General features: G+C 61.4%; 18 protein-coding genes. 8 read left to right on the top strand and 10 right to left on the bottom strand.

Features of this window, described 5'->3' with window-relative positions:
* Nucleotides 1-55: 55 nt before the first annotated feature.
* Complete coding sequence (rmuC, locus tag H096_RS18610; protein WP_177112173.1) at nt 56-1,420, top strand: DNA recombination protein RmuC; 1,365 nt, start codon at nt 56-58, stop codon at nt 1,418-1,420.
* A gap of 5 nt (nt 1,421-1,425) precedes the next feature.
* On the opposite strand, the gene H096_RS18615 is transcribed toward rmuC, so the two are convergent.
* From H096_RS18615 to H096_RS18625, 3 genes are all read right to left on the bottom strand, one after another.
* The gene (locus H096_RS18615) at nt 1,426-4,896 is read right to left on the bottom strand and encodes a PAS domain-containing hybrid sensor histidine kinase/response regulator (protein ID WP_033900723.1); all 3,471 of its coding nucleotides are present in this window, start codon (nt 4,894-4,896) and stop codon (nt 1,426-1,428) included.
* Between the two features lie 114 nt (nt 4,897-5,010).
* Complete coding sequence (locus H096_RS18620; RefSeq protein WP_033900724.1) at nt 5,011-5,394, bottom strand: YbaN family protein; 384 nt, start codon at nt 5,392-5,394, stop codon at nt 5,011-5,013.
* Nucleotides 5,395-5,414: 20 nt separating this feature from the next.
* Nucleotides 5,415-6,002: a YecA family protein gene (locus tag H096_RS18625; protein ID WP_016976541.1), complete on the bottom strand. Its 588-nt coding sequence runs from the start codon at nt 6,000-6,002 to the stop codon at nt 5,415-5,417.
* 276 nt (nt 6,003-6,278) lie between these two features.
* Between H096_RS18625 and recQ the strand changes: the two genes are divergently transcribed.
* Nucleotides 6,279-8,405, top strand: coding sequence for a DNA helicase RecQ (gene recQ, locus H096_RS18630; RefSeq protein ID WP_033900725.1), 2,127 nt, complete (start codon nt 6,279-6,281; stop codon nt 8,403-8,405).
* A 121-nt stretch (nt 8,406-8,526) separates the two neighbouring features.
* Nucleotides 8,527-8,961 (top strand): MarR family transcriptional regulator, encoded by a 435-nt coding sequence (locus H096_RS18635; RefSeq protein ID WP_010208708.1) that lies wholly within the window; start codon nt 8,527-8,529, stop codon nt 8,959-8,961.
* A 72-nt stretch (nt 8,962-9,033) separates the two neighbouring features.
* Here H096_RS18635 and H096_RS18640 read toward each other — a convergent pair whose 3' ends face one another.
* The gene (locus H096_RS18640; protein ID WP_033900726.1) at nt 9,034-11,223 is read right to left on the bottom strand and encodes a patatin-like phospholipase family protein; all 2,190 of its coding nucleotides are present in this window, start codon (nt 11,221-11,223) and stop codon (nt 9,034-9,036) included.
* Nucleotides 11,224-11,307: 84 nt separating this feature from the next.
* Between H096_RS18640 and H096_RS18645 the strand changes: the two genes are divergently transcribed.
* Nucleotides 11,308-11,595 carry a SelT/SelW/SelH family protein gene (locus tag H096_RS18645; RefSeq protein ID WP_033900727.1) on the top strand — a complete coding sequence of 96 codons (288 nt, stop codon included), beginning with the start codon at nt 11,308-11,310 and terminating at the stop codon, nt 11,593-11,595.
* Between the two features lie 41 nt (nt 11,596-11,636).
* Here the strand turns inward: H096_RS18645 and H096_RS18650 are convergent, their stop codons facing one another.
* From H096_RS18650 to H096_RS18660, 3 genes are all read right to left on the bottom strand, one after another.
* Nucleotides 11,637-11,918: a hypothetical protein gene (locus tag H096_RS18650; RefSeq protein WP_033900728.1), complete on the bottom strand. Its 282-nt coding sequence runs from the start codon at nt 11,916-11,918 to the stop codon at nt 11,637-11,639.
* A 131-nt stretch (nt 11,919-12,049) separates the two neighbouring features.
* On the bottom strand, nt 12,050-12,934 hold the full coding sequence (locus H096_RS18655; protein WP_033900729.1) for a DMT family transporter: 885 nt from the start codon (nt 12,932-12,934) through the stop codon (nt 12,050-12,052).
* A gap of 98 nt (nt 12,935-13,032) precedes the next feature.
* A complete protein-coding gene (locus H096_RS18660; protein WP_033900730.1) occupies nt 13,033-13,782 on the bottom strand; it encodes an AraC family transcriptional regulator in 750 nt (249 codons plus the stop codon).
* A gap of 137 nt (nt 13,783-13,919) precedes the next feature.
* On the opposite strand from H096_RS18660, the gene H096_RS18665 reads away from it, so the two are divergent.
* On the top strand, nt 13,920-14,729 hold the full coding sequence (locus tag H096_RS18665) for a UDP-2,3-diacylglucosamine diphosphatase (protein WP_033900731.1): 810 nt from the start codon (nt 13,920-13,922) through the stop codon (nt 14,727-14,729).
* Between the two features lie 126 nt (nt 14,730-14,855).
* Here the strand turns inward: H096_RS18665 and H096_RS18670 are convergent, their stop codons facing one another.
* From H096_RS18670 to phhA, 3 genes are all read right to left on the bottom strand, one after another.
* The gene (locus tag H096_RS18670) at nt 14,856-16,049 is read right to left on the bottom strand and encodes an amino acid aminotransferase (protein WP_033900732.1); all 1,194 of its coding nucleotides are present in this window, start codon (nt 16,047-16,049) and stop codon (nt 14,856-14,858) included.
* A complete protein-coding gene (locus H096_RS18675) occupies nt 16,049-16,405 on the bottom strand; it encodes a 4a-hydroxytetrahydrobiopterin dehydratase (protein ID WP_016976549.1) in 357 nt (118 codons plus the stop codon). The genes H096_RS18670 and H096_RS18675 overlap by 1 nt, the downstream gene beginning before the upstream one ends.
* 97 nt (nt 16,406-16,502) lie before the next feature.
* Nucleotides 16,503-17,294 (bottom strand): phenylalanine 4-monooxygenase, encoded by a 792-nt coding sequence (gene phhA, locus H096_RS18680; RefSeq protein ID WP_033900734.1) that lies wholly within the window; start codon nt 17,292-17,294, stop codon nt 16,503-16,505.
* A gap of 257 nt (nt 17,295-17,551) precedes the next feature.
* Between phhA and H096_RS18685 the strand changes: the two genes are divergently transcribed.
* From H096_RS18685 to flgG, 3 genes are all read left to right on the top strand, one after another.
* Nucleotides 17,552-19,114, top strand: a complete 1,563-nt coding sequence (locus H096_RS18685; RefSeq protein ID WP_033900735.1) for a sigma-54-dependent phenylalanine hydroxylase transcriptional regulator PhhR — start codon at nt 17,552-17,554, stop codon at nt 19,112-19,114.
* 191 nt (nt 19,115-19,305) lie between these two features.
* Nucleotides 19,306-20,046, top strand: a complete 741-nt coding sequence (locus H096_RS18690; protein ID WP_033900736.1) for a flagellar basal body rod protein FlgF — start codon at nt 19,306-19,308, stop codon at nt 20,044-20,046.
* A 62-nt stretch (nt 20,047-20,108) separates the two neighbouring features.
* On the top strand, nt 20,109-20,894 hold the full coding sequence (gene flgG, locus H096_RS18695) for a flagellar basal-body rod protein FlgG (RefSeq protein ID WP_005790105.1): 786 nt from the start codon (nt 20,109-20,111) through the stop codon (nt 20,892-20,894).
* Nucleotides 20,895-20,912 lie beyond the last annotated feature (18 nt).

Consider the following 20,912-nt stretch of genomic DNA (forward strand, 5'->3'; position numbering starts at 1 on the left):
GGCCGTGTGCTGGCAGCTCCAGCGACGCCTGAGCGCACGCATGACCGGCTGGGAACTGCTCGAAGAGCGCCTGGCCACTGCACAGCTGGCCCAGGAAGGCCTGGCCGCTCAGCTGGATGCCAGCCGCGACGAGATCAGCGACTTGAGCCAGGCCAACGCCGCCAAGCAGGCTGACCTGGCCGCTGTGCGTCGCGAAGTCGAGTTGCTGCAGATCGACCGTGACAATGCCCGCGACGCCGCCCACGCCTGGAACCTCGACCGCAGCGCCAAGGAAGTCGAGCTACGCCGCCTCGATGCCTTGTCGGCCGCTCTGCGCGCCGAACTGCGTGAACAACAGGACAGTCATCAACAACGCCTTACCGACCTGCAAGGCTCGCGTGATGAGCTGCGTGCGCAGTTCGCCGAGTTGGCCGGCAAGATCTTCGACGAGCGTGAACAGCGCTTCGCCGAAACCAGCCAGGAGCGCCTGGGTCAATTGCTCGACCCGCTGAAGGAGCGCATCCAGTCCTTCGAAAAGCGCGTGGAAGAAAGCTACCAGAACGAGGCACGTGAGCGTTTTTCTCTGGCCAAGGAGCTGGAGCGCCTACAGCAGTTGAACCTGCGTCTGTCGGACGAAGCCACCAACCTGACCCGCGCGCTCAAGGGCCAGAAAACCCAGGGCAACTGGGGTGAGCTGATCCTTGAGCGGGTGCTGGAGCACGCCGGGCTGGAGAAGGGCCGTGAGTACCAGACCCAAGTCAGTCTCAAGGGCCCGGACGGCGAGCGTTTCCAGCCCGACGTGCTGATCATGTTGCCCGGCGACAAGCAGGTGGTGGTGGACTCCAAGGTCAGCCTCACCGCTTATCAACAGTATGTGGCAGCAGACGATGAAGTGATCGGCCAGGCGGCCCTGAAGCAGCACGTACTGTCGCTGCGAAACCACGTCAAAGGCTTGGCCGGCAAGGATTACAAACGCCTGGAAGGCCTGCACAGCCTGGATTTCGTGTTGCTGTTCGTGCCGATCGAAGCGGCATTTTCCGCTGCGTTGCAGGCTGAGCCCAACCTGTTCCAGGAAGCGTTCGACCGTCATATCGTGATTGTCAGCCCAACCACCTTGCTCGCGACCCTGCGTGTGATCGACAGCCTGTGGAAACAGGAACGCCAGAGCCAGAACGCCCGGGAAATCGCCGAGCGCGCCGGTTGGCTGTACGACAAGTTTGTGCTGTTTATCCAGGACCTGGATGAAGTGGGTAACCGTTTGCAGCAGTTGGATAAGGCTTACAGTGCGGCGCGAAACAAGCTGACAGATGGACGCGGAAATCTGGTCAGCCGCACCGAGCAATTGAGGTTGCTGGGGGCGCGGGCGAGTAAAAGCCTGCCGGCGGATTTGCTCGAGCGGGCGATGACGGATTCAGACGGTGTCGCGCACCTACCCGAGTAACTGAGTTACAAGGGAAGATGTCGGCTTAACAATGCCCGCAACGCCGCTGGCTTCACCGGCTTGGCCAGGTAATCCAACCCCGCCGCATGCACTTCGGCCACCATCTCCGGGCGGCCGTCGGCGCTGATCACCACACCGGGAATCGGCTCGGCCAATTGTGCGCGCAGCCACCCCATCAGCTCAGTTCCGGTTTCGCCATGGTCCAAGTGGTAATCCACCAGGGCCAACTGCGGACGCACGCCGTCGGCGAGCAACGCCGCGCATTGCGCCTGGTCGGTGGCGGTCCACACCTCGCAGCCCCAGCGGGTCAACAGGCTGCGCATGCCGATCAGGATGCTCTCTTCGTTATCCACACACAGCACCTGTGCGCCGCTCAACGGTAGCCCGGTTTCCTGGGGTGTCTTGATCGACGCGCTGACTTGATTGCGCGCCAACGGCACGCGCACGCTGAATACGCTGCCTTTGCCTGGCCACGAGCGTACGCTCAACCGATGGCCGAGTACGCGGCACAAGCCATCGGCGATTGCCAGGCCCAGTCCCAAGCCTTTCTCCGCGCGGGTCTGGTGGCTGTCCAGGCGTTTGAACTCTTCGAAGATCACCTTCTGTTTATCCAGCGGGATGCCGGGGCCACGGTCCCACACTTCCAGGCACAGCTCGCCCTTGCGTCGGCGTACGCCGAGCAGCACCGGGCCGTCGGCATAACGGAATGCGTTGGTGAGAAAATTCTGCAGGATGCGCCGCAGCAATTTGATATCGCTGTCGACGCGCAAGCGACTGCCGCGCAGGCGGAAACGCAAACCTTGCTCGTTGGCCAGCGCCTTGAACTCTGCGCCTAAGGTGTCGAACAGTTCGTTGAGTGCAAAGGGCTGGCGCTGCGGATTGATCTTGCCGTTTTCCAGGCGCGAGATATCCAGCAGGTCGCTGATCAGGTCTTCGGCGGAGCGCAAGGAGCTGTCCAGGTGCTGCACCAATTGCCGGGCTTCGGTGGAGAGGCCGTCGTTCTGGTGGGAGAGGGCGGCGGAAAACAGGCGCGCAGCATTCAAAGGTTGCATCAAGTCATGGCTGACCGCCGCCAGGAAGCGGGTCTTCGACTGGCTGGCGGACTCGGCCACGCCCTTGGCGTCGGTGAGTGCCACATTGAGTTGGGACAGTTCATGGGTGCGCTCGGTCACCCGTTGTTCCAGGCCTTCGTTGGCCTCGGTGAGTGCCTGCTCGGCTTCGCGGAACGCGGTAATGTCAGTGAAGCTCATGACAAAACCGCCGCCCGGCATCGGGTTGCCGATCAGCTCGATCACCCGCCCATTGGGAAATAAACGCTCGGAGGTGTGCGCACGGCCCTGGCGCATCCAGTGCAGACGCCGCGCCACATGTACTTCGGCCTCGCCCGGCCCGCACAGCCCGCGTTCGGCGTTGTAGCGGATGATGTCGGCGATCGGTCGGCCAACGCTGATCAGCCCGTCCGGGTAATTGAACAGCTCCAGATAACGCCGGTTCCAGGCCACCAGCTTGAGGGACTGGTCGACCACGCTGATGCCCTGGGTGATGTTCTCGATGGCCCCTTGCAGCAATGCGCGGTTGAATTGCAGCACCTCCGACGCTTCGTCAGCGATGCGGACTACGTCCTCCAACTGCATTTCCCGACCTTCGATGGCGGCTTTTACCACTGCACGTGTCGACGAGGCGCCCAGTACGCCGGCCAATAATCGCTCGGTGTGGGCAATCCAATCGTTGTCGGCATTCTGGTTGGGGTTGAAGCCTTTGCCCTGGCGATAGGCGAAACGGATAAAGCTCTGCTGGGCGCGTTCTTCACCGACAAAGCGCGCCGCCAGGCTGAGCAAGTCGCTGATCTGCACCGACAACATCGAACGGGCGCTGGCACGTTGGCTGATTTCCTGGCCGATGAAACGCCCGGCTTGCCAGTGTTCGGACACGCGCGTGCGCGACAGCATCGACACCCACACAAACAGCGTGAAGTTGCCGGCCAGGGAAAACACGGTACCCAAGGTCAATGAGGTGACAGACAGGCCTAGCGGGTGGGAATGCATCCATGTCAGCCCTGGGAAAAGGCTGAGGGACCAGCCCAGGCTTTTCGCCGTCACCGGTAGGACCAAGGTGTAGAACCACAGGAAAGTACCGGCTGCCAGCCCGGCAAATACCCCGCGTCGGTTGGCTTGTTTCCAATACAACGCACCGAGCATGGCGGGAGCCAGTTGCGTCACGGCAGCAAAGGCGATCTGGCCGATGGTCGCCAGGCTCGCGGTGGAGCCTAATAGGCGATAGCTGACGTAGGCCAGCAACAGAATGATCACGATGCTTACGCGGCGTACCGAGAGCATCCAGTGGCGGAACACTTCGAACGGCCGCTCGGCACTGGAGCGACGCAGCAACCAGGGCAGCAGCATGTCGTTGGAGACCATGGTCGACAGCGCGATGCTCGCCACGATGACCATGCCGGTCGCAGCCGACGCGCCGCCGATGAAGGCCAGCACGGCCAGTGCCGGATGGGCTTCGGCCATGGGCAGGCTGATGACGTAGGAGTCCGGCAGTACCGAGCTGGGCAGCATCATCTTGCCGCCCAGGGCGATAGGTACTACAAACAGTGCGGCAAGAATCAGATAGGCGGGAAACACCCACTTGGCCAGGCGCAGGTCCTGGGGATCGATGTTTTCCACCACCGTGACATGGAACTGCCGGGGCAGGCAGATGATCGCCATCATGGCCACGCCGGTCTGCACCACCATGGATGGCCAGTTGACGGTCTCTTTCCAGTATTCATCCAGGCGGGGCGCGAGCATGGCTTGGCTGAACAGATCACCGAAACCGTCGTACAGCCCGTAGGTCACAAACGCGCCGACCGCGAGAAACGCGAGCAGTTTGACCAGGGATTCAAAGGCAATCGCCAGCACCATGCCCCGGTGGTGTTCCGTGGCATCAAGGTTGCGCGTACCAAACACAATGGTGAACAGCGCCAGCACCAGCGACACAATCAGCGCCGTGTCCTGGGCGCGGGTGCCGGTGGTGTCGGCGCCAGCGCCGATCAGCAGATTGACGCCCAGCACGATGCCTTTGAGTTGCAGCGCGATATAAGGCAGCACGCCGACCAGGCAGATCAGTGCAACCACCACGGCCAGGGATTGGGATTTGCCGTAGCGTGCTGCAATAAAGTCGGCGATGGAGGTGATATTTTCCTGCTTGCTGATCAGGATCATCTTCTGCAGCACCCAAGGTGCCAACACCAGCAACAACACCGGTCCCAGGTAGATCGGTAAAAACGCCCACAACTGTTCGGCAGCCTGGCCTACGGCGCCGAAGAATGTCCAACTGGTGCAATAAACGGCCAGCGACAGGCTGTACACCCAGGCACGCATACGCGGCGGTAGCGGCGCACGGCGGCGATCACCGTAGAAGGCGATGGCAAACATAATGGCCATATAGGCCAGGGCAACGGCGGCGATCAGCCCGCTGGACAACGTCATGGTAACTCCGCGCATAAGAACACCCGGGCATTCCAGGCCCGGTTGGACAGTCTCGCAGAATGCTTGGGGTTAGTCAGTGTCGACCAAGGTCTGAGCGCGACGTGATGTCGCGGCCTAGCGGGGTGGCAGGGTTTTCTGGCGCAGAATGTAAATAGTCACCAGCACCGCGCTGGTCAGCATGAAACCCCGCGCCCACGGCAGTGGCACCAGGTAACAGGACACGCCGATGCTCAGCCACATCAAGCCGATGGCGTAGACCTTGGCTTTGAGAGGAATGCCATTGCCATCCAGGTAATCACGGATCCACGGTCCCAGGCGCGGGTGTTGCACCAGCCAATGGTAGAAACGTGGGGAGCTTCGGGCGAAGCAGGCGGCAGCGAGCAGCAGGAAGGGTGTCGTCGGCAATACCGGCAGGAAAATCCCGATTACCCCTAACGCCACACTGAGCAAGCCGATGGCCAGCAACAGGTAGCGCAGGAGCAGAGGACGATTGCCCATGGGTGTCACGGGCAAGCGACTCAGTGGTGACGTGGCTTGAGGATCGCCGGTTTTTCGTCAGGTGCGTTGCACAGCAGGTACAGCGCGGTCAGGGCTTCCGGGATCTGAACGATCATGTCGTCCATCAGGTTGGCGTCGGCGGCGATGTCGGCGAATTCAGGCTGGTCGTCGAACAGGCCGGAACCAACCATGATCGGCAGCAGCATTTCGCTGACTTCTTCCTCGGCGGTTTCGAACCACGCGGCTTCGCGCAGGAAAACGCCTTCCATGAAGCCGATGCACCAGCCGCGCAGGTCGGAGTCATCCGGCTCTTCGCCCAGGTCCAGTTCGCACGGCAGCTCGAACTCTTCGTCGGAAGCCAGTTGGCGACCGATGTGGGCCTTGAGGGCCAGCAGGGTGGATTCGATTTCTTCGCGTTGGGCGGCGTCGGTGTAGTGCGGCTCTTCGGCAAACAGTGCATCGATCCATTCACGGTCGGGGACGACGTCGGAGCAGATCGACAGGGCGGTCAGGTAGCCGTGGGCGGCCACGTAGTCCAGCGCCTCGTCATGCAGCTCATCGGCGTCGAGGAAGGCTTGCAGGCGGGTTAGTTGCTCAGCGAAGGACATTGAAGGACTACCTTGGGAATAAACGATGCTGAATTCTAGGCTTTCTTGAGCGCCCAGGCCAGCCGCACTGCATATTTGCCAGGTTTTAGATAGCGCTCGCTGTTCGTCAGTGGCGCCCTTTGCCGGGTAGCGCTCGGGTATACTGCCGCGTTTTGTGATGCCCTTGCAGGCCAAGCGCCAGTGCGCGAAAACTTCGCTTACGGATTATTTCCCGTGAAAGCGGTTTTTTTCGGCCAGCCTGTACAGAGGGATTTCGGCACTATTTTGGAGTTTTACATGCTCGAGCAGGCACAACGCGTCCTCAAGGACATCTTCGGCTACGACAGTTTTCGTGGCCGCCAGGGTGCGATCATTGAGCGCGTGGCCAGTGGCGGTGACGCACTGGTCCTGATGCCTACTGGCGGTGGTAAATCGTTGTGCTTCCAGGTGCCTGCGCTGTTGCGCAATGGCCTGGCCGTGGTGGTGTCGCCGCTGATCGCCCTGATGGACGACCAGGTGGCCACCCTTGAAGAACTCGGCGTCGCCGCCGCTTCGTTGAACTCCACCCTCAGTGCCGAGCAGCAGCGCGACCTGGCGGCACGGATCAAGCGCGGTGAAGTGAAGATGCTGTACCTGGCCCCCGAGCGTCTGGTGCAGCCGCGCATGCTGGCTTTTTTGCAAAGCCTGGAAATCGCCCTGTTCGCCATCGACGAAGCCCACTGCGTCTCCCAATGGGGTCATGACTTCCGTCGCGAGTATTTGCAGCTCGGCCAATTGGCAGAGCTGTTTCCCGATGTGCCGCGCATCGCCCTGACCGCCACCGCCGACAAGCGTACCCGCGAAGAAATCGTCGAGCGCCTGCACCTGCAGAACGCCGAGCGCTTCCTGTCGAGCTTTGACCGTCCGAATATTTTCTACCGGATCGTGCCCAAGGAGCAGCCGCGCAAACAGCTGCTGGCGTTCCTTTCCGAGCGGCGCAGCGATGCGGGCATCGTCTATTGCCTGTCGCGCAAGAAGGTCGATGAAGTCGCCGCGTTTCTCTGTGAACAAGGCTACCCAGCGTTGCCGTATCACGCCGGCCTGCCCAACGAAACACGGTCAGCTCACCAGAAGCGCTTCCTCAACGAGGAAGGCCTGATCATGGTGGCTACAATCGCGTTCGGCATGGGCATCGACAAATCCAACGTGCGCTTCGTTGCGCACATGGACCTGCCCAAATCCCTCGAGGCCTACTACCAGGAAACAGGGCGCGCCGGCCGTGACGGTTTGCCGGCGGATGCGTGGATGGTCTACGGCCTGCAAGACGTGGTGATGCTCAAGCAGATGCTGCAGAACTCCGAGGGCGACGAGCGCCACAAGCGCCTGGAGCAGCACAAACTCGACGCCATGCTCTCGCTGTGTGAAGAGACCCGCTGCCGTCGCCAGACCCTGCTGGCCTATTTCGATGAAGACATGCCCGAGCCGTGCGGCCATTGCGATAACTGCGTCGACGGCGTGCAGACCTGGGACGCCACTGAGCCGGCGCGCCAGGGTTTGTCCGCCATCTATCGCACCGGCCAGCGTTATGGCGTCGGTCACTTGGTGGATGTGTTGCTGGGCAAGGACAACGAGAAGGTGCGCAGCTTCGGCCATGAAAAGCTCTCGGTCTATGGTGTCGGCAAGGCCCGCGCCGAAGGCGAGTGGCGCTCGCTGTTCCGGCAGATGGTGGCGCGCGGCCTGGTGGACATCGACATCGAAGGCTATGGCGGCCTGCGCCTGAATGACAGCTGCCGGCCGTTGCTCAAGGGCGAAGTCAGTCTGGAGCTGCGCCGTGACCTCAAGCCGCAGACCACCGCCAAGACCAGCACCAGCCAGGCCAGCCAGCTTGTACGTGGCGAAGAACGCGAGCAGTGGGAAGCCTTGCGCACCCTGCGCCGCAAACTGGCGCAGGAACACAGCGTGCCGCCGTACGTTATTTTCCCCGACTCCACCCTGCTGGAGATGCTGCGCGAGCAACCCACCAGCATGGCCGAGATGGCGCGGGTCAGTGGTGTGGGCGCGCGCAAGCTGGAGCGTTACGGCCAGGCCTTCCTTGAGGTACTCGGCGGCCAGGCCGAAGCGCCCAAGGAAGTCGCCGATCTCCGCCACGAACTGATCAGCCTGGCACGTGCTGGCATGACTCCGATCCAGATCGCCGGCCAGTTGCAATGCTCTGAAAAGAACGTCTACACCTTGCTCGCTGAATCCATCGGCAAGCAGCAGTTGTCGCTGGAACAAGCTCTTGATTTACCCGAGGATCTGCTCGGCGAAATCCAGGATGCATTCCTGGACGGAGAGGGCGAATTGCCACCTGTGGCGGAGATTGCCCCGCTGTTCACCGGGCGCGTTCCTGAAGGTGTTTTGTACTGCGTGCGGGCGGCTTTGCAGTCTGAATTCGAAATTTAGTGCGCCAATTACGACAATGTAACGAATCAGTACATAGCAACTCTTGCCTATGGGCAAAGCTCATGCTTAGCTGACTAATAATTAGCCACACTTTATTTTCAGTCTAAAACATGAGTTTTTTATGCCGTTAACCGATCAACACCGATTTGGCATGCAACTGGCGCAAATGTCCCGTGGTTGGCGCGCCGAGCTGGATCGCCGTCTGGCCGGGCTTGGCCTGTCACAGGCGCGCTGGCTGGTGCTGCTGCACCTGGCCCGTTTTGAAGAAGCCCCCACCCAGCGTGAGCTGGCGCAGAGTGTGGGTGTAGAAGGGCCGACATTGGCCCGCCTGCTGGACAGCCTGGAAGGCCAGGGCTTGGTGCAACGCCAGGCCGTGGTGGAAGACCGTCGTGCCAAGCGCATTCTGCTGTGTGACACCGCCCGCCCGTTGATCGAACAGATCGAAACCATCGCCACGGCCCTGCGGCATGAGCTGTTCGTGGGGGTAGATGAAGCTGATTTGAGTGTGTGCATGCGCGTGCATGCGCATATCCTGTCGAATCTGGAAAAGTCCTGAAGCAAACACCGCACGGGCTTGTTGTAGTGAGCGGGCAAGCCCGCTCACTTCAAAAGGGTTCTGTTCAAACCGTCAGAACGTCTGCCCCAGGTTCAGATACACCGCCTTCTGATTATCATCATTGAACCCATAGCTGAAGTTCAGCGGCCCCAACGGTGTATCAAACCCCAGGAAAATACTCGCCGCGTTGATATACCCACTGTCGAATTCATTGTCATTGTTCCACGCGCGGCCGCGTTCCAGTGACGCGCCCAGGTACAGCGGGAAATCCAGCGGCAGGTACGAACGCGGTGTGAGCCTGCGGTAGTACACCGCGCGCATCAGGCTGATGTTCTGCCCCGAGATTGCATCCTGGCGGAAGCCCGACAGCTGCCGCGCACCACCCAGCAGGAAGCTGGAAATCACCACGTCCGAATCATCCAGGGTGCGCCCGTAACGCCCGCCCAGCACCAGGGTGTCCGGGCCGTGGCTCATGGCCTTGTCGAGCTTGAACTCCCACTGGCGGTAACGCTGGTCCGAGCCCAGTCCCGGTTCGAATTCGCGGTAGGCCAGGCCGATGTCTTCGCCGGTGTGGGGGAAGTACACGTTGTCCAGGGAGTCGAAGGAGTACTTCAGTTCATAGAAACCTTCGCTGAAACTCACGCTGGGCAGATCCCGGTCGCCGATGCGCACATCTGCCTTGCCCCAGGCTTCGCCGACGCCGAAGCGGATCTCGCCGCTGTTGCCGATCTGCCGTCCGACGTTCAAGCCGAAACCGTAGCGTTCCAGGCGATATTCGGAGATGGGGTCGTTGTCCAGGATCAGCTCGACGTTCTGGGCCTGGGCGCTGATGTACGGCGCGACGAAGTAACGCGAACCCGTGTCCATTGGCTGGTAGAACTCACTGTACAGCTCTTGTCGATCCCCAATCTGCACCCGCGTCAGCCATTCGGCGCCGAGGCGGTTGATGCCGTTCATGCGGTAGCTCGCGCCGAGGTTGAACGCGCTGTCGCCGCGCATGTCATCCGACAGGTTCAAGCCCAGGCGCAGGTAGTCGGTGCCGCTGCGTTTGCCGCGCGCGCTGATCACCAGGGTGTTGTCCTGGCCTTTTTTCACCACGCGGTATTGCACCTGCTCGAAGTAATCCAGGCCGTACAAGGTGCCCATGTCGGTTTGCAGGCGCCCCAGGTTGAGCGGCTCGCCCAAGGGTTGGCGGATGTAGTAGCGGATCACGTCGTCGCTGACTTTCGAGTCGTTCTCCACGTTGATGGCGGTGATCACCGGCGTGCGTTCACCGGGTGTGCGGGCGGCCACCAGTTGCGGGTCGATCGGCTCGGCGGGGCGCAGGTGGGCCAGGCGCGCGTCGAGGGCGCGGGTGGCGCGATAGCCGGCATCGATCATGTCCTTGGCGCGGCCGAAGTCGGTCACGCCATAGGCGGCGAGGGGTGGCTGGATCAGCACATCCTTGGGGTGCAGGTCCTTGAGTTGTTCTTCGGAGTTGCGCCGGGTCATCAGGGTGATCGACTGGTTGAGCACGTCCACCACCGTCGCCAGTTGCTTGCGCGAGCGCAGTGGGGTGCCGATGTCGACGACAATGGCGATATCCACGCCCATTTCCCGCGCCACATCCAGCGGGATGTTATCGGTCATGCCGCCGTCCACCAGCAGTCGGCCATCCAGCTCAACCGGCGCGAACACCGCCGGGATCGACATGCTGGCGCGGATCACCTGGGGCAGGTGACCCTTGCGGAATACCACTTTCTCGCCGGTGGTGATATCGGTCGCCACCGCGCGGAAGGGGATCGGCAGCTTGTCGAAGTTACGCGTGTTGCTGCTATGGGCGAACATGCTTTCCAGCAGCAGCGCCAGGTTCTGGCCCTGGATCACGCCCAGTGGCAGGCCCAGGCTGCCGTCGTCGCGAAAGCTGAGTTTCTGCTTGACCAGGAAATCCCGGTCATCCTGCTTGCGCCGGAACGGCACGTCTTCCCGCGGCGGTGCGTCGGACAGTGCCTGTTGCCAGTCGATGCTCAGCGCCAGTTTTTCCAACTCATCGATCTTGTAGCCCGAGGCGTACAGCCCGCCGATCACCGCGCCCATGCTGGTACCGGCAATCGCATCGATCTGGATGCCTTGCTCTTCCAGCGCCTTGAGCACACCGATATGTGCCAACCCACGGGCGGCGCCGCCGGACAGCACCAGGCCGATCTTCGGGCGTGGCGGTTCAATGGCATCAGCGACAAGGGGGAGCAAGCACAGAAACAGGCAGGACAGCAGGCGGCGCATCATGAATCTCGAGGCTGGGCGATAAAGGCCGGTATTATAACCACTCGATCCGCCTAGCCCGTTACGCCAGGAGCCTTTCAAATCATGTCGCTGATCAAACCCGAGATCGTCATCACCTATTGCACCCAGTGTCAGTGGTTGCTGCGCGCCGCGTGGTTGGCGCAGGAACTGTTGAGTACGTTTGCTGATGACCTGGGCAAAGTGGCGCTGGAACCGGCCACCGGTGGCGCATTTCGCATCACCTGTGATGGCGTGCAGATCTGGGAGCGCAAGGTCGACGGCGGTTTTCCCGAGGCCAAGGTACTCAAGCAGCGCGTGCGCGATCAGATCGACCCGCAGCGCGACCTGGGGCATAACGACCGCACACAGTGAAAGTCACCGCCTTGTAAAGGCGGTGACCCTGCAGCGCAGTCCTATTTGGCGGCCATCTTTTGTTTGATGAAGCCTATCAGCCACGTCAACACTAGGCCGCCGACACCACCCCCGACAATGTTGCTGCCAACCGCCGCCACATCCAGCGCTTCACCGCCCGAGGTGCCGGTGAGTACCGCGACGACCTGGCCCAACACCAGCCCGCCGACACCACCGATCAGTGTATTGAGCCCGGTCCCGAGGCTCTGTTTGGTCATACCGGCAATGTTGCCGCCGACGGCCCCGCTGATGATCTGCACTAACAAATTGATGAGCATTTCCATGGTAAAGCTCCCGCATCGCGTTGAGTTGTGACCACTCGCGTGCAGCAACTTCAGAACGCACCCAGGCTGTCGTCGAGCTGTCGGTTATCCGTTGAACGACTGCAGACTGTTGCGGATGTTTAAAGTATAGATCAGGCCGTGGTTGCGGGCTGCTTGGCCTGGCTGGCACCGCCCATTAACCCTGACAGCACGATCGCGACGATGATCAACACACCGCCCAAGAGCATGCGCAGGGTCGGGGTTTCGGCAAACAGCAGCCAAGCCGCGGTGATGCCGTAGACCGGCTCCATGGCGAACACCACCGAAGCGGTACGCGCCTTGATCACCGCGAGGCTGGCAACAAACAGGCTATGGGCCAGGCCGGTGCAGAACACGCCGAGCAAACCGATCCACAACCAGTCGATTGCGCGCACCTCTGTCAGACCGGGCGCCGCCACGGGCAACAGGCACACGGCGACCACCACGTTCTGGCACAGCGCCGCCTGCACCGCCGGGATACGTCCGGAGCTGGCGCGGTTATTCAGTGACAACAGGGAAAACAGCAACCCCGAGGCGATGCCCCAGAGCAATCCGCCGGTGGCTTCGCTGGCAAGGTTGAAGTCCGGGGTAACCAACACCAGGCCGACGCTGACCAGCACGACCAGGACCACTTCGTTGGCGCGGATGCGCTCGCGGAAAATCAGCCCCTCGAGGATCACGGTAAAAGCTGGAAATGCGGTGAAGCCCAAGGTCGCAACCGCTACGCCGGCGACTTTCACGGCAATAAAGAAGGTCACCCAGTGCGCCGCCAACAATACGCCGCTGACCAGCAGCCGGCGCCAGTCGCGCAATTCCAGGGTTTTCCAGGCGGTGCTGCTGGCGAACCGTGCAAAGACCGCCAGAGCCACCACGGCAAACACCGCGCGACCAAAGACGATGATGGCCGGGGAGGCGGCCGCCAGTTTGCCGAATACGCCGGTGAGGCCAAACATCAGTGCGCCGATATGCAGGGCGCCGAGGGCTGAGCGGGGAGTCATTGCGATCCTTGAGTCTTGGTGTGACAGAACCGCAGTCTAGTGGGTGGCCCGCATCGGTGTCTGTCGTCCGGCTCGCGATGTTTATCGCGAGACTCTTCCTACGGCTTACGCCGTAAAGCACCCGGCGAGGCGCCAAATTCCCGCAGCATTGCAGCGGCGAAGGCACTTTGCGAGGCGTAACCGACGCGATCGGCGATTTCACCGATAGGCAGCGGTGTTTTGCGCAACAGGTCCAGGGCCATGTGCAGGCGACGGCTACGGATGTAGTCCATCGGTGTTTGCCCGCATTCCGCCATGAACCGTGCGTGCAGGCGCGCCACTGACAAATCAGCGATACGCGCCAGGTCAGCCACCTGCAACGGATGTGCAAGGTGTCGCTCGATATGTTGATTGAAGGCTGCGTACGGTAAGCGTCGGCCCGGCTGCGGTGGGGCCAGCGGATGATTGAGGCTGGCCAGCAACAGCACCGCGCCTTGCTGCACGATCAATGGGTCATGTACCGGGCTGTGTGCCAGCCATTGCACCAGTTGGCTTTGCCGCGAGTCCAAGGTCAGCCGCGCGGGCTGGTCGAGCAGGCGGCGACTGGCATCGGCATGCTCGCCCAGCGATTGCAGCACCCAATGCTCGGTCGGCACATCCAGCACCAGGCAACGGCTGCCATCGCGACTGCCGCACGCATGGTGGGCCGAGAAGGGCAGCACCATCACGCTGCTTTCGCGCACCTGGCTGCCACGGCCGTCCACTTCCAGGTCCAGGTGCCCGGACAGGCCGAACACCAACTGCGCATGGTCATGGCTGTGGGCGAGGGGCGCTTCGACGTAGTGGCGTAGGGTGAGGGTGGGTCCCATTGTGGTCTCCTGGGCGGCAAGCGGGCAGTCTACAACGCTTTGCGGGCCCTGAGCGCTGTCATCAGACTGACGCACAGTTGTCATGGGCTATTAATCGCCAGGGCGCAAGCTCGCGAAAACACCGTCGAGGGATGCCCATGACCAGTGCCGAGTTCGCCAAGCCCAGCCGCAAACAACGGGTTCGTACCCTGTGGATTTCCGATGTGCACCTGGGCACCCGGGATTGCCAGGCCGAACATTTGTCGCAGTTCCTCAAGGGCTATCACGCTGACAAGGTCTACCTGGTCGGTGACATCATCGACGGCTGGAAACTGCGCGGCGGCATGTATTGGCCCCAGGCCCACACCAACGTGATCCGCCGCTTGCTGACCATGGCCAAGCGTGGCACCGAGGTGATCTACGTCACCGGCAACCACGACGAATTCCTGCGTCGCTATTCCAAGCTGATCCTGGGCAATATCCAGCTGGTCGACGAAGCAATCCACGTGACTGCCGACGGCCGTCATCTGCTGGTGATCCACGGCGATCAGTTCGACGTGATCACCCGTTACCACCGCTGGCTGGCGTTCCTCGGTGACTCGGCCTACGAGTTCACCCTCACGCTGAACCGCTGGCTGAACCACTGGCGTGCGCGCTACGGTTATGGCTATTGGTCGCTGTCGGCGTACCTCAAGCACAAGGTCAAGACGGCGGTGAACTTCATCAGTGATTTTGAAGAAGCTATCGCCCACGAGGTGACCAAGCGCGAGTTGCATGGCGTGGTCTGCGGGCATATCCACCATGCGGAGATTCGCAAGGTGGGCGAGGTGGATTACCTTAATTGCGGAGATTGGGTGGAGTCGTGCACGGCGTTGATCGAGCACTGGGATGGGAGCATCGAGTTGTATCGGTTGGCGGATGCGCAGGCGAAAGAGGCGCAGCTCAAGGCAGAGATGGTAGCGGGCTAGAGCCTGACTCGGTCGAAAATGTGGGAGCGGGCTTGCTCGCGAATGCGGTAGGTCAGTCACCTGATGTGTCGGATGACACACCGCTTTCGCGAGCAAGCCCGCTCCCACAGTTTTGATTCGGTTTCTTCAGTTGGAGACATCGGCAATGGCTTGAGCCAGCAACGTCAGGCGTGTCGCATCAATGCCCGCCACGTTGGCCCGCCCCGAACTCACCATATACACGCTGTGCTTCTCGCGCAGTTGCTTCACCTGCTCGGCACTCAAGCCGGTATAGGAAAACATCCCACGCTGCGCCCCGATGTGCGCAAACTGCTCCGACAGACCGTGGGGCGCCAACGCCTCCACCAAGCCCGAACGCAGGTGTGCGATCCGTGAGCGCATGGCTTCGACCTCGTCGCTCCAACGCTTTTTCAGCTCGGCATCCCCCAGGATGGTCGCCACTACCGCAGCACCATGGTCCGGCGGCGTCGACCACAGGTTGCGCGCCGTGTTGGCCAGTTGGCTGCGCACATCCGTCAGTTTCTCGGCATCCGCCGCGCACACGATCAACGCGCCGACACGGTCGCTATACAGGCCGAAGTTCTTCGAGCACGAACTGGTGACCAGCACTTCCGGCAGTTCGGCCGCAAACAACCGTACGGCCCAGGCGTCCTGCTCCAAACCATCGCCGAAGCCTTGGTAGGCGAAGTCGATCAGCGGCAGCAACTGGCGCTCGCGCACGATCTGTAGCACTTGGCGCCAGTCGTCCTGGGACAGGTCGAAACCGGTCGGGTTATGGCAGCAGGCATGCAGCAGCACCACGTCGCCCTTGGGCACGCTGGACAGGGTGGCGAGCATCGCCGCCACGTCCAGGCGATTGTCAGCGCCCACGTACGGATAATGGCTGACCGGAATGCTGGCCTTGGCGAAGATGGTTTCGTGGATCGGCCAGGTCGGGTTGCTCAGCCACACGCCGCGACCAGGCAGGTTTTGCGCGATGAAGTCTGCGCTCAGGCGCAGGGCGCCGGTGCCACCTGGGGTCTGGGTGGCGCCGACACGTCGCTCGCGGATCAGCGCCGAATCGGCGCCGAGCACCAGCTCGCTGATCAGCTTGCCGAACGCCGCATTGCCGTGGCCACCGATGTAGGTCTTGGTGGTTTGCGTGTCCACCAGGCGCTGCTCGGCCAGCTTCACCGAGTGCGGAATCGGGGTCAGGCCCTGGTCGTCTTTGTAGACGCCCACGCCCAGGTCGAATTTGTTCGGGTTGTTGTCCTGGGCGTACAGGTCCATCAGCCCGAGGATTGGGTCGTCGGGCACGCGGCCAATGGCATCGAAATGCATTACTTGCGGCCCTCGGCGTCCTTGGCCACTTCGTCGGTGCGCGCGGCCATGATGAAGTCGTTGCGGTGCAGGCCTTTGATGGAATGGCTCCACCATGTCACGGTGACCTTGCCCCACTCGGTGAGCAGGCCTGGGTGATGGCCTTCGGCTTCGGAGATGTCACCCATGGCGTTGGTGAAGGCCAGGGCGAATTTGAAGTTCTTGAACAGGAAAACCTTTTCCAGTTGCATCACGCCGTCGCGGACTTCGATGTTCCAGTCGGGGATCTGCTTGAGCAGCACCGGCAGTTCTTCGTCGCTGACTTGCGGGGCATCGGCGCGGCAGGCTTCGCAGTGGGCTTGGTTCAAGGTGGTCATGGTGGTGTCCTGAATTCGAAGGTATGAAGATCAGTAGCGTCACCCTAAAGCAACGCGCGGCCAGGGAACAGACTCACCTGGCCTCAAGATGTAAGGTTCAAGCCGCCTTGGGCTTGGGTGGAAACTTCGGTGCGTGCAGACCCAGCTGCATGCCACGTTCCACCATGCCCATGATGTCCTCCTGCGCGACTTCGAACAGGCGCTTGAGGTCTGGCAGCACGAAGTACAAAGGTTGCAGGATGTCGATGCGATACGGCGTGCGCATCGCCTCCAGCGGGTCGAACACTTGATGCTCGGGCTCGGACGACAGGCTGTACACCGTCTCCTTGGGCGACGACAGAATGCCGCCACCGTAGATGCGTCGACCTTCGGGCGTGTCCACCAGGCCGAATTCGATGGTCATCCAATACAGGCGCGCCAGGTACACGCGTTGCTCCTTGGTGGCCGCCAGGCCGAGCTTGCCGTAGGTGTGGGTGAATTCGGCGAACCAAGGGTTGGTCAGCAATGGGCAGTGGCCGAAGATCTCGTGAAAAATATCCGGTTCTTGCAGATAGTCGAGTTCTTCGCGGGTGCGGATAAACGTCGCCACAGGAAACTGCTTGTTGGCGAGTAATTCGAAAAAAGTCTGGAAGGGGATCAGCGCCGGCACGCGGGCGACCTGCCAACCGGTGGTCTCGGCCAGCACTTTGTTGATTTCGCCCAGTTGCGGAATGCGGTCATGGGGCAGGCCGAGCTTGTCTATGCCGTCCAGGTATTCCTGGCAGGCGCGCCCCTCGATCACTTTCAACTGGCGAGTGATCAGGGTGTTCCACACCGCATGTTCTTCCTGCGAGTAGTGGATAAAACCTTGCGCATCGGGCTCGCGGGCCACGTACTGCGTCTGCTTCATACGGCTCTCCTGCTAGGCATTCGTTCTTGTTATGTCCTGCGATGAGCTTATTGATAACCCGTGCGCGGCCAGATTCCATCTGTTTTAAACGCCTTTACGTAGGAAAACTTACCAGTTTCCGTAAAGTATTCGTTACGCTTATGAGGCTGGCCGTTGTCTTGGGCTGGGAAAAGCCCGCAAGCTGTCACATAATCTTGACGACTATCTGCGTCCAGCGACAAAAAGACGCGGCGCCTCCCCACTTTTCGGGCCTCTTCATGCGTATCAAAGTGCATTGCCAGAACCGCATCGGCATCCTGCGGGACATTCTCAACCTGCTGGTGGAATACGGTGTCAACGTCGCCAAGGGCGAGGTGGGCGGTGAGCATGGCAATGCCATCTACCTGTTTTGCCCGAACCTGGTGAACATGCAGTTCCAGGCATTGCGCCCACAGTTCGAGGCGATTGCCGGGGTATTTGGCGTCAAAAGGGTAGGGTTGATGCCCAGCGAGCGCCGGCATATGGAGCTCAATGCACTGCTCGGCGCGCTGGAGTTCCCGGTGCTGTCCATCGACATGGGCGGCTCGATCGTTGCTGCCAACCGCGCGGCGGCACAGTTGCTTGGGGTGCGGGTGGATGAGGTGCCAGGCATTCCGTTGTCGCGGTATGCCGAGGACTTCGATTTGCCGGAACTGGTGCGCGCCAGCAAATCGCGGATCAACGGCCTGCGGGTCAAGGTCAAGGGTGACGTGTTCCTGGCGGACATCGCGCCGCTGCAATCCTCCGAACATGACGACAGCGAGGCCATGGCCGGCGCTGTGCTGACCCTGCACCGCGCCGACCGCGTCGGTGAGCGCATCTACAACGTGCGCAAGCAGGAGCTGCGTGGCTTTGACAGCATTTTCCAAAGCTCCAAAGTCATGGCCGCCGTGGTGCGCGAAGCCCGTCGTATGGCGCCGCTGGATGCGCCTCTATTAATAGAAGGCGAAACCGGCACCGGCAAGGAACTGCTGGCGCGCGCCTGTCACTTGGCCAGCCCGCGTGGGCAATCGCCGTTGATGGCACTCAACTGCGCGGGCCTGCCCGAGTCGATGGCCGAGACCGAGCTCTTCGGCTACGGCCCTGGCGCGTTCGAAGGTGCACGGGCCGAAGGCAAGCTCGGTCTGTTGGAACTGACAGCGGGCGGTACATTGTTTCTCGATGGCGTCGGGGAGATGAGCGCGCGCTTGCAGGTGAAATTGCTGCGCTTTTTGCAGGACGGTTGCTTCCGTCGCGTAGGCAGCGATGAAGAGGTGTACCTGGACGTGCGGGTGATCTGCGCGACCCAGGTGGACTTGTCCGAGCTGTGCGCTCGTGGCGAATTCCGCCAAGACCTCTATCACCGCCTCAACGTGCTGTCCCTGCATATTCCACCGCTGCGTGAATGTCTCGACGGGCTTGCGCCGCTGGTTGATCACTTTCTCGACCAGGCCAGTCGCCAGATCGGCTGCCCGTTGCCCAAGCTGGCGCCGGCCGCCATGGACCGCCTGAGCCACTACCACTGGCCGGGCAACGTACGGCAGTTGGAAAACGTGCTGTTCCAGGCGGTGTCGTTGTGTGACGGCGGGACGGTCAAGGCCGAACATATTCGGCTGCCGGATTATGGCGTGCGTCAGCCCCTTGGCGATTTTTCCCTGGAGGGCGGCCTGGAAGACATCGTTGGTCGATTCGAGAAGGCGGTGTTGGAAGCCTTGTACGCCGAGCACCCCAGCAGCCGACAGTTGGGCAAGCGCCTGGGGGTGTCTCATACCACCATCGCCAATAAGCTGCGCGATTACGAAGTGATCAAGGCCGACAAGTAACCTGCGCTTGCCGCAGGCGGCAGTAGTCCGCCGTTTTTTCGACTATCGAGAGGGCGTCATTTCTTGACGCCCGCCCGCAAACCCCCGCCCCGCCTGCACTTCATCCTCTTTTAAAAAGTTGGTTCGCAAATTGCTTAAGCCTCATCAGTACAGCGGTGGGCGGCAAGCGTCCGTCAGAAAGAGGAAAGAGCGTGGACAAGTACCTTTATGTGGCAATGACCGGCGCCAGCCAGAATGCTCTGGCGCAGAAGGCCCATGCCAACAACCTGGCGAACATTTCCACCAATGGTTTCCAACGTGACCTGGAGCAGGCGCGTTCGATGCCGGTGTTCGGTGACAGCTTTCCGGCGCGCGCGTTTGCCATGACCGAGCGTCCAGCCACCGACTTCACGCCTGGCGCCATGATCGAGACGGGCCGTGACCTGGACGTTGCCGTCAGCGGCAATGGCTGGATGGCCGTGCAGACCCCGGACGGCAGCGAAGCCTACGTGCGCAGCGCGAGCATGAACGTCGATGCATTGGGTGTGCTGCGCGCCGGCAACGGCATGCCGATCATGGGCAACGGTGGCCCGATTGCCGTGCCGCCCCAGCAGAAGATCGAAGTGGGGGCTGATGGCACCATCAGCATTCGCGCCATGGGTGAAGGTCCGCGCGTGATGGCGGAAGTGGACCGCATCAAGCTGGTCCAGCCGGACCTGAAGAACATGAATAAAGGCCTCGACGGCACCATCCACACCAAGGATGGCCGGCCGGCCCAGGCTGACGCGACGGTCACGCTGACCTCGGGCTTCCTGCAGGCGAGCAACGTCAATGCGGTGGAAGAAATGACCGCAGTGCTGGCGCTTTCCAAGCAGTTCGAGCTGCACATCAAGATGATGAACAGCGCCAAGGAAGACGACCAGGCCATGACCCGCGTCATGCAGATGAGCTGATTGCAGCCCACTAATTAATTTGTGATGTAGCGCCAACAAACAGGCGCGCAGAGGAGAACAGCATGCTTCCGGCTCTATGGGTTGCCAAAACCGGTCTGTCCGCCCAGGACACCAACCTGACCACCATTTCCAACAACTTGGCCAACGTGTCGACCACGGGTTTCAAGCGTGATCGTGCCGAGTTCCAAGACTTGCTCTATCAGATCAAGAAGCAGCCAGGCGCCCAGTCGACCCAGGACAGCGAACTGCCGTCGGGCCTGCAATTGGGTACCGGTGTGCAGATCGTCGGCACCCAGAAGAACTTCAGCGCCGGTAACCTGCAACAGACCGGCCAGCCGCTGGACATGGCCATCAACGGCCGTGGTTTCTTCCAGATCCTGCAACCGGATGGCACCACTTCCTACACCCGTGACGGTACTTTCCACCTGGACTCCAACGGCCAGATCGTCACCGCCAACGGTTTTGCCCTGGAGCCGGCCGTGGTCGTTCCCGCCGACGCCAAAACCTTCACCGTCGGCAACGACGGCACCGTGTCCATCACCGTGGCCGGCAACCCCGCGTCGCAAGTAATCGGCAACCTGCAGACCGCCGACTTCATCAACCCGGCCGGCCTGCAAGCCATGGGCAACAACCTGTTCCTGGAAACCGCCTCCAGCGGCGCGCCGCAAATCGGCACCCCTGGCCTGAACGGTTTCGGCACCACGCTGCAAAGCACCCTGGAAACCTCCAACGTCAGCACGGTTGAGGAGATGGTCAACATGATCACCACCCAGCGCGCCTACGAGATGAACTCCAAGGTGATCTCCACCGCCGACCAGATGCTTTCGTTCGTAACGCAGAATCTGTAATCAAGTCTATGGGGCGCT

Origin of the sequence: Pseudomonas sp. FH1, assembly GCF_000510895.2 — a bacterium.
In the GTDB taxonomy this organism is placed as follows: Bacteria; Pseudomonadota; Gammaproteobacteria; order Pseudomonadales; family Pseudomonadaceae; genus Aquipseudomonas; species Aquipseudomonas azotoformans_A.

Bases quoted from the DNA above. Each gene is read 5' to 3' on its own strand.
- H096_RS18615 (WP_033900723.1), bottom strand. From the start codon at position 4,896: ATGACGTTGTCCAGCGGGCTGATCGCCGCCGTTGCCCTGGCCTATATG.
- H096_RS18620 (WP_033900724.1), bottom strand. From the start codon at position 5,394: ATGGGCAATCGTCCTCTGCTCCTGCGCTACCTGTTGCTGGCCATCGGC.
- H096_RS18625 (WP_016976541.1), bottom strand. From the start codon at position 6,002: ATGTCCTTCGCTGAGCAACTAACCCGCCTGCAAGCCTTCCTCGACGCC.
- recQ (WP_033900725.1), top strand. From the start codon at position 6,279: ATGCTCGAGCAGGCACAACGCGTCCTCAAGGACATCTTCGGCTACGAC.
- H096_RS18635 (WP_010208708.1), top strand. From the start codon at position 8,527: ATGCCGTTAACCGATCAACACCGATTTGGCATGCAACTGGCGCAAATG.
- H096_RS18640 (WP_033900726.1), bottom strand. From the start codon at position 11,223: ATGCGCCGCCTGCTGTCCTGCCTGTTTCTGTGCTTGCTCCCCCTTGTC.
- H096_RS18645 (WP_033900727.1), top strand. From the start codon at position 11,308: ATGTCGCTGATCAAACCCGAGATCGTCATCACCTATTGCACCCAGTGT.
- H096_RS18650 (WP_033900728.1), bottom strand. From the start codon at position 11,918: ATGGAAATGCTCATCAATTTGTTAGTGCAGATCATCAGCGGGGCCGTC.
- H096_RS18655 (WP_033900729.1), bottom strand. From the start codon at position 12,934: ATGACTCCCCGCTCAGCCCTCGGCGCCCTGCATATCGGCGCACTGATG.
- H096_RS18660 (WP_033900730.1), bottom strand. From the start codon at position 13,782: ATGGGACCCACCCTCACCCTACGCCACTACGTCGAAGCGCCCCTCGCC.
- H096_RS18665 (WP_033900731.1), top strand. From the start codon at position 13,920: ATGACCAGTGCCGAGTTCGCCAAGCCCAGCCGCAAACAACGGGTTCGT.
- H096_RS18670 (WP_033900732.1), bottom strand. From the start codon at position 16,049: ATGCATTTCGATGCCATTGGCCGCGTGCCCGACGACCCAATCCTCGGG.
- H096_RS18675 (WP_016976549.1), bottom strand. From the start codon at position 16,405: ATGACCACCTTGAACCAAGCCCACTGCGAAGCCTGCCGCGCCGATGCC.
- phhA (WP_033900734.1), bottom strand. From the start codon at position 17,294: ATGAAGCAGACGCAGTACGTGGCCCGCGAGCCCGATGCGCAAGGTTTT.
- H096_RS18685 (WP_033900735.1), top strand. From the start codon at position 17,552: ATGCGTATCAAAGTGCATTGCCAGAACCGCATCGGCATCCTGCGGGAC.
- flgG (WP_005790105.1), top strand. From the start codon at position 20,109: ATGCTTCCGGCTCTATGGGTTGCCAAAACCGGTCTGTCCGCCCAGGAC.